Source organism: Mesorhizobium sp. M1E.F.Ca.ET.041.01.1.1, from assembly GCF_003997355.1.
Classification (GTDB): domain Bacteria; phylum Pseudomonadota; class Alphaproteobacteria; order Rhizobiales; family Rhizobiaceae; genus Mesorhizobium.
Genome location: NZ_RZSL01000317.1, coordinates 1 through 7170 on the forward strand (window position 1 = coordinate 1; position 7170 = coordinate 7170).

Annotated in this window: 13 protein-coding genes; 4 read left to right on the forward strand and 9 right to left on the reverse strand. The window is 63.0% G+C overall.

Annotated features, from left to right (window positions below):
- The coding region (locus tag EOA38_RS22820; protein ID WP_127300318.1) for an SLC13 family permease at positions 1 to 982 on the reverse strand (982 nt) is incomplete at its 3' end.
- A 564-nt stretch (positions 983 to 1546) separates the two neighbouring features.
- Here EOA38_RS22820 and EOA38_RS22825 point away from each other — a divergent pair.
- The 3 genes from EOA38_RS22825 to EOA38_RS22835 all read left to right on the forward strand — a co-directional run bounded on the left by EOA38_RS22825 (position 1547) and on the right by EOA38_RS22835 (position 3493).
- A complete protein-coding gene (locus EOA38_RS22825) occupies positions 1547 to 1837 on the forward strand; it encodes a hypothetical protein (RefSeq protein WP_126094499.1) in 291 nt (96 codons plus the stop codon).
- A 93-nt stretch (positions 1838 to 1930) separates the two neighbouring features.
- The gene (locus tag EOA38_RS22830; protein WP_126094500.1) at positions 1931 to 2383 is read left to right on the forward strand and encodes a GFA family protein; all 453 of its coding nucleotides are present in this window, start codon (positions 1931 to 1933) and stop codon (positions 2381 to 2383) included.
- A 564-nt stretch (positions 2384 to 2947) separates the two neighbouring features.
- Complete coding sequence (locus tag EOA38_RS22835; RefSeq protein ID WP_126094501.1) at positions 2948 to 3493, forward strand: PAS domain-containing protein; 546 nt, start codon at positions 2948 to 2950, stop codon at positions 3491 to 3493.
- A 23-nt stretch (positions 3494 to 3516) separates the two neighbouring features.
- Here EOA38_RS22835 and EOA38_RS22840 read toward each other — a convergent pair whose 3' ends face one another.
- Entirely contained in the window at positions 3517 to 3906 is a 390-nt protein-coding gene (locus EOA38_RS22840; protein WP_126094502.1) for a hypothetical protein, read from the reverse strand.
- 38 nt (positions 3907 to 3944) lie between these two features.
- On the opposite strand from EOA38_RS22840, the gene EOA38_RS22845 reads away from it, so the two are divergent.
- Entirely contained in the window at positions 3945 to 4139 is a 195-nt protein-coding gene (locus tag EOA38_RS22845; protein WP_126094503.1) for a hypothetical protein, read from the forward strand.
- A gap of 89 nt (positions 4140 to 4228) precedes the next feature.
- Here the strand turns inward: EOA38_RS22845 and msrA are convergent, their stop codons facing one another.
- From msrA to EOA38_RS22875, 7 genes are all read right to left on the reverse strand, one after another.
- A complete protein-coding gene (msrA, locus tag EOA38_RS22850) occupies positions 4229 to 4747 on the reverse strand; it encodes a peptide-methionine (S)-S-oxide reductase MsrA (RefSeq protein ID WP_126094504.1) in 519 nt (172 codons plus the stop codon).
- Positions 4748 to 4907: 160 nt separating this feature from the next.
- Positions 4908 to 5159 (reverse strand): hypothetical protein, encoded by a 252-nt coding sequence (locus EOA38_RS22855; RefSeq protein ID WP_059186486.1) that lies wholly within the window; start codon positions 5157 to 5159, stop codon positions 4908 to 4910.
- Between the two features lie 152 nt (positions 5160 to 5311).
- The gene (locus EOA38_RS22860; RefSeq protein WP_126094505.1) at positions 5312 to 5635 is read right to left on the reverse strand and encodes a hypothetical protein; all 324 of its coding nucleotides are present in this window, start codon (positions 5633 to 5635) and stop codon (positions 5312 to 5314) included.
- Positions 5635 to 5829 carry a hypothetical protein gene (locus EOA38_RS22865; protein ID WP_126094506.1) on the reverse strand — a complete coding sequence of 65 codons (195 nt, stop codon included), beginning with the start codon at positions 5827 to 5829 and terminating at the stop codon, positions 5635 to 5637. Before EOA38_RS22865 ends, EOA38_RS22860 begins: the two co-directional genes overlap by 1 nt.
- On the reverse strand, positions 5814 to 6053 hold the full coding sequence (locus tag EOA38_RS22870; protein WP_126094507.1) for an ABC transporter permease: 240 nt from the start codon (positions 6051 to 6053) through the stop codon (positions 5814 to 5816). The genes EOA38_RS22865 and EOA38_RS22870 overlap by 16 nt, the downstream gene beginning before the upstream one ends.
- 106 nt (positions 6054 to 6159) lie before the next feature.
- Positions 6160 to 6363 (reverse strand): hypothetical protein, encoded by a 204-nt coding sequence (locus tag EOA38_RS39270; protein ID WP_189350121.1) that lies wholly within the window; start codon positions 6361 to 6363, stop codon positions 6160 to 6162.
- The gene (locus tag EOA38_RS22875; RefSeq protein WP_245464972.1) at positions 6360 to 6926 is read right to left on the reverse strand and encodes a putative peptidoglycan-binding domain-containing protein; all 567 of its coding nucleotides are present in this window, start codon (positions 6924 to 6926) and stop codon (positions 6360 to 6362) included. The genes EOA38_RS39270 and EOA38_RS22875 overlap by 4 nt, the downstream gene beginning before the upstream one ends.
- Between the last annotated feature and the right edge of the window lie 244 nt (positions 6927 to 7170).

Sequence of the window (7170 nt, forward strand, 5' to 3'; positions counted from 1 at the left end):
CCGCCGGCACGTTGCTCATGATGTTGGAAAGCACCGCCGTGAAGCCGGAGAGCCGCCAGACGTTGTCGAGACCGATAGTCTTCGCCCAGGCGACCATGTCGGGAGTGAGCAGCGTGCGCTCGGCGCCCGCCACGACCACGAACAAGCCGGCGAACATGAACAGCAGCGGGCCGTCGATCTCGCGGTAGATGCGGTGCGGCTTGATCGCGCGGGTGACAAGCAGGAAGGCGCCAGCGATCAGCGCCGCCTTGGCGACAGGCACGCCGGCAAAGAAGGCAATGGCCAGCGCCACGCAGACGATGGTCGCTTTGAGCACCTGGCCGGGCAGCATACGGCCGCGATAGACCTCGGGGCTGAGCTCCACCGTGCGGGAGAATTCAGCGCGGTAGACGATGCGGATGATGACGATGACGGCGATAAGGCCGAACAGCGCGACAGGCGCGAGCGCCGCCGAAAAGGCCGGATAGGAAATGCCCGACAGCGCGCCGATCACCATGTTCTGCGGGTTGCCGGTGATGGTGGCGACGCTGCCGCAGTTGGAGGCTGTGCAGGTGGCGATGAGGTAGGGAACCGGATTGCGGTTTATGACGCGGGTGACGTGGACGACGATCGGCGCCATCACCAGGCAGATCGCGTCATTGACCAGGAAGGCCGAGAGCACGCCGGTCAGAAGCGTCACCATGATCAGAAGCATGAAGGGCGCGTGCGCATGCTCGATGGCGAAACCGCCCAGCGCGCGGAAGGCGCCGGAAACGTTGAGATGCGCCACCACGATCATCATGCCAAGCAAGAGCGTGATGGTGTCGAAATTGATGGCGCGGTAGGCGTCTTCCATACCGATCGCGCCGATAGCGATCATGGCGGCGCCGCCGAGCAGCGCGATGCCGGCGCGATCGAGGCGCAGGCCGGGAATGCGGCCGACAGCAACCCCGGCATAGGTGGCTACCAGGATGAAAAGCACGCCCGCGCCGGTCCATGTCATTGCCGGAAGATCCCGTTACCTGCCCTTGCCCGGCGGAATCTGCTCGGGCGCTCTTTGCCGGACCACCTTTAGCAAGGGCGGCGCAAAGGGGAAGCGTCGACCGATGAAACTTTCGTCATCCGTCGCCGGGCTTTTATATCGCGGATGGCTAATGTAATATTTTCCAAAAAACCGGGCCGACTATCCAGTCGTTGGGGATCAAACGGATGAACACGGTCGTTGAGGCGGAGCATCGCGTCTCGCCCGAGGAAAAGCCGATGCCCTCGATAGAGTGCCGGCGCTGCCACGGCGCCAGGAAAGTCTTCGTTTGCGAACGCTGGGTCAGTTCCAACGGTCATTGCTGCCCGGAAGGGACACACCGGCTGAACTGCCCAGGGCAAAGTATGGCGTGCCTCGAATGCGGCGGACACGAAGGCAAAAACGACTGACCGGTCGCGCCGCCCAGCCGAAGCCGGCGGGCGCTCCGGGCGATGGCACCAGGGCGCCGCTCAAAAGACTTGCGGTGTTCCGGCGGCGATCCATACTCGTTACCGAAAAGTCCATGACTGGAATCCCGGTACCTCCATGAAAAGCCTGTCGATCATTCTTACTGCCGGCACGATCTTGTGGGCAACGTGCGCCGCTCATGCCCGACCTGACACACGCGCCATGAGCTGCGCCGAGGCGCAGGCGCTGATCCAGAGCCGGCACGCCGCGGTGCTGACCACCGGGCCCAACACCTATGATCGTTTCGTGCGCCAGTTCGGCAATGAGTGCGACTGGCCGGAGGTGCCGATCTCGGTCGCGATTCCGACCCGCGACGGTCCATGCCGCGTCTACCGCTGCGAGGAACCGGTCTTCGACTTCCCCGGTTGAGTGACGCTTCCACCTGCAGTGCGGAACCGTTGCGGCGGCGCTCGAATTGTAGCGGTTAGCGATCCCGCGAGACCGGCTGCAGGAGGAACGGCCATGTCCAACGATATCATCCGCAGCGGCAGTTGCCTGTGCGGCGGCGTGCAATTCCGGGTAACCGGCGAGCCGCTGAGGGTCGGCCTTTGCCATTGCAAGGACTGCCGCAAGACCAGCGGCTCGGTCTTTCACGCCTTTGCCGTGTGGCCGCGCCAAGCTTTCGAAAGCACTGGAATCACCAGCACCTATGGCGATCGCAGCTTCTGTCCGACCTGCGGCAGCCGTGTGCCGTCCGTCGGAGAGGACGAGGTCGAGGTGATGATCGGCAGCCTCGACGTCGCGCCAACCGAAGGGCTGGTGCCCAGCTACGAACTGTGGATTGGCCGCCGCGAGCACTGGTTGCATCCCCTGCCCGAGGCGCGTCAGTTCGACCATGACAGGATTGCCGACGATTCGGCGGCCGATGGTGGCGAACCGGAGACGGGCGGGGAGCCACATCGGCGTTCAGCCTAGGTCTTGGCGCCGGCAAGGCTTAAGTCCGATGCCAGAGAGAGCTTCGGTTTCAGTGAGTCGGCAATGTGTCCGGAAATGGTCGGCCGCTGACCCGCGAGGCCCTATCTTCTTCCTGAAGTACGCGCATTTTCAACCACCGGTCGGTTTGCCGGAGCGACAACGGCCGTTAGCATCCCGGGCGCGGCGAAACCTTTTGGAGGCCGCTTTGGCCGGCGCGGCTCAGGCAACACACCAGCATTGCCGCGCCGGCCTTGCAAAATAGATAGAATGTCCAGCCTTGGCACGCATCCAGGCGAATACAACTTTAAGATTATTTTGAATGGCGCGGTTTTTGCCCATCGCGGGAAGCGCCAAGCTTCAGTTGCAGCAGCGAAGTGAAAATTGTTTCGGCAAGAGAAAATTTATTCATCATTCGTATTTTCTGGTTATGCCAACCATGCCATCAAACTATGTAAGCAAGCAGCGGTCCCTATGATTTTCTGCCTTGTACAAATGCCATCTTTGTTTCTTTGGGATTTTGCGACATAGTACTGGCGAATCTTGAAACCGGACGGGGCGGTTTTCATGACGTCGGCGCCCGAACGCAGCCGCTACGCGCATATGCGGTATCCACCGATCGACGGGTTCTGGACCTGGGATATCAAGCGTGACCGCATCTACGGGGATGCCAATCTATCCGCCTATTTCGACCTGACGCTCGAGGAATTCTCGCATGGCGCTCCGCTGGAAAGGTGGATGCAAAGCATCGAGCGGGAGGACCGGTCGAGGGTTCGGCTGGCGATCCGCAAGGCGATAGAGCGCAGGTCAGGCTTCCGCGAAGTCTACAAGGTCCGCTCGGAAAAGATGGGACTGCGCAAGATCCTTGCCGTTGGCCGATGTTATGTCGACGGCATGGGCGAGGCGGCGCTCTATCCAGGCTGGTTCGTCGATCTGACGCAGGACGCCGCGTGCGAAGAGCATTCGCTGCGCGAAATTCACGACCATGTCGAGCAGGCTCAGGCGATCGCGCAATCGATCGGGCACGACATGCTGTCTTACCTGCTGGACAACATCCAGGAAGAGATCCGGCAAAGGCTTGGCGAGAAATCGAGGGGGCACAAATCGTCCTGAAGCGAACCTTGCCAGTTTCTGGGCTAGCTTCTGGGCGCGAGCCTTCCGCGCCTGCCGACCTCGGCCGTCACCATGCGCGCGAAATGCGACTGGGGCGAGCGGCGCTCGATGAGCTTGGCTCGTTCGAGCGCGGCATCGGCATAGAATTCGATCAGCACATTAGCGGCTTTGATGGCGTCGGCCTGCATCCGTCCGACATCGGCCTCCCCACTCGAAGGTTCGCTCCTGGCAATCACGTCAAGCATGGCTTGCAACTTGTCGGGAGTGCTGCCCTCATCTTCGTGCATGGTCGCTATCCGATTGGGGCGTAAAATATCGACATTTTTTCGTAATGTCCAACCGGTTTGTTGATCGAGGTCAATGCAACCGGATACGTCCCCACCGTTAATCGCGTCACAATCTTCATGCAGCATAGTTAGCCAGATCTACTTCGCAGACATTGGGGACACCGATGGACCAGCCAAGCAAAATGGAAAACCTGCAGTTTGCGCAGGGGATATTGCGGGAGCTTCGCCAGAGGGCTGAGGCCGATGGCGAAAAGCTGCTGACCTATCTCATCGACATGGCCTATCTCGAAGCCAGCGACCGCATCCGCGCCCATTGGATCGGCAGCCACGAAAACGAGAATCGCCGAGCCAAGGGCTGAGTCCGCATGCCGGAACACAAAAAGCCCGCCATGCCTTTCGGCACGGCGGGCGTGATCGTGCAAAAGCGGCTGCTGCGTAGCCGCTATTTTTATGATGCGGCGGCCTTTTGACGGACCGGAAGCTTCCAGCCCGGCCGGACGAAATGGCAGGTGTAGCCGTTGGGATAGCGCTCGAGATAATCCTGATGCTCGGGCTCGGCCTCCCAGAAGGGACCGGCCGGAGCGAGGTCGGTGACGACCTTGCCGGGCCACAGGCCCGAGGCGTCGACATCGGCGATGGTATCCTCGGCCACCCGCTTCTGCTCGTCGCTGGTGTAGAAGATCGCCGAGCGGTAGCTCATGCCGACATCGTTGCCCTGGCGGTTCCTGGTCGTCGGGTCGTGGATCTGGAAGAAGAACTCGAGCAGCGTGCGGAAACTGGTCTTGGTCGGATCGAAGATGATCTCGATCGCCTCGGCATGGGTGCCGTGGTTGCGGTAGGTTGCGTTCGGCACGTCGCCGCCGCTGTAGCCGACACGAGTGGAGATCACGCCGGGGAAGCGACGGATCAAATCCTGCATGCCCCAGAAGCAGCCGCCGGCAAGGACCGCACGTTCGGAAGAAGCCATGTCAAACCTCCTTTGGATTTCTCCATAGGTGGGGATTGTGGCCTGCTTCTTCCAGCCGCTCAAGCGTCCGACAGGGTGAGGCAACAGAGCGCGGAGTTACCTGGTCTGCGCCCGATGCTCGCCGGTTGGGAACCGGCGATCATCGGTTGCCTGGCCGGCCTCACTTAGGCCCCTTATCGCCTCTGCCGTTGTTGCTCCCGCCCTTGTCGCCTCGGCCGTGATCACCCCTGCCTTGGTGGTGGCTTTCGCCACCCAGGCAGTTGGCATCGCCGACGCCGCAGCAGCGGCCGGCCCAGAGCTTGTTGGTCGGCGTGTTGTCGCATTCGTAGATCTGCTGGCCGGCCATCGCGGAGCCGCCCAAGGCTGAGACGGCGACAGCGGCGAGAAGTGCATTGCGCAGGATTGCAGTCATCGGAAAATCTCCATGGGTAGATAGTGTTCATTTGCACCCATGCGTCGCCCGGCGGCACAAATTGGTTCACGGAGTTTTCAGAGAATCTGCCGACGGCTTAAGGTCGTCTACGAACAGGCCTGGATTGGCAAAGTCCGTGCCGGGGGACCACCTCATTCTTCCGGCGCCGGCCTGAACCGCCGCACCACCACCTCGAACACGATGTCCGAGATCCACATGGCCGAGACGCCGATGAGGAAGGCGGCGGCTAAAGTGGTGGTATCGTCGGCGGCGTCCGGCATCGGCAGGCCGCTCGCCTGAACCCAGGCGGCGACAGGCAGCGTCAGATAGGCGGCGGCCAAAGCGCCGCAGATCGGCGATGCCACCATCTCGCGCAATTTGTAGCGATGGCGCGAGAGTGCCCTGAGCACCCCGCCGGCGAGACCGGCGGCCACCACCTGGCCCTTAATGCCAAGCAGATCGAAGATGTCGTGCATCACGGCCTCCAGCCGCAGAGTTTCTCGCCCTTGCGGTTGTGGGCGAGAAGCGTCCTCGCTTCCTCGTTCGACAGCGCATCGACCGCCTTGGCGGAGAGCCGCAGCGGCGAGGACATCGCGCAAAAGCCGCTCTTGGCCGTGGCGCAGCCGCTGAGCGCGGCGGCGAGGACAGCGGCGATCAGTTTTTTGCCCATGACCTCAGCTCCATCTTGACCGCATCCGCGGGCAGCGCGCCGACATCGTTATCGACCTGGTCGGCGATATTGCGGGCCGCCGCTTCACTGGCCGCTTGCCTGGCGCGCTCGGCGCGCGCGCCGGCGAGCCTTTGGTGAAAGCCCCAGCCAAGCGCCGCGACAAAGGAGGCCAGGATGCCCAGGATCGCCGGATTGCCGGCGAGGAAGGAGAGTAGCGCCGTCATGCCAGCCACCACATGACAAGCGCGCCGATCAGGAGCAGCGCGCCGATGACCCAGGGCAAGGCCCGGCCGATGAGTTCGGTGAAGACCTCGACCATTTTTTGCTCCCTCACTTCGACCAGTGGAACCTTCGGGCGAACGCGTACCAGGCCTCGGCGGCGAAGCTGAGCGCCAGGCCGATGCCGGTTTCGAGCGCCACCTGGATGTCAGGATCGGCCGAAAGCGCCGCGGCGTCGCCAGCGCCGAGCAGGCCGCGCGCGACGAGGACGCCGGCGCCGTAGCGCAGGCCGATGCGGATGATGACGGCGATCATTGGCAAAACACTCTGAAGAGATTGCAGGGAAGATGCGCGGCCCACGCGACGGCCGAGCCGAGCGCCAGAACGATCAAGGCGAAGATGCCGGCAAGGCCGGATGACGGAGACTTTGCCGGCGGCACGGCGGGCGGTTGTGTCGCGCCCCCGGCAGGCGTCGCAACCGTTGGCGCCTCGCCCGGGGATGCTGGCATCATTGGCGAGGATCCAGGAGGCATTTGCGGTGTTGCCGACATCAGCAGCGCTTGCCGGCGCACCGAAGCCACGCGCCCGCTCCAGCCTCTGCCGAAGGTCGGCCAGGTTGGCAGCCGCTGGAGGAAGGCGAGCCGCGCATCGCAAAGCGCATCGATGACAACGCCGGCGGGTTTCGCCCTGGCCGCGGCGAGCGTGGCCGGGCCGATTCTGCCGTCCTGCGCAACGCCGAGCGCCGCTTGCAGGTATTTCGCCGCCCTGCCCGGCCCGCTGTTCACCGCGAAGTCGAAGACGGCGTAGTCGATGCCGTCGGGGAGCGCGGCGCCAAGGACGGCATCCCAATAGAAGCGCCGGTAGGTTCTGATCGGCATCGAGGAGCGGGCGGAGCCTCGCTTCGAGGCCGCGGATACGGCTGCGGATCTCTTCATCGCTCAACCGGTCGAGACTGTTTTGGTTCGCATCGAGACCTTGCGAGAATTCCTTGGGCAGCATCGTCAGCACGACCTTCAGATACTGGTCGGGCTTTTCCGCCCGCACGGCGGCGATCACGCCGGCGCCATGGGCGCGGAAGTCGGCGCGAAGTGCTGCGGCGAAATCATCGCCCAGCGTTTTTTT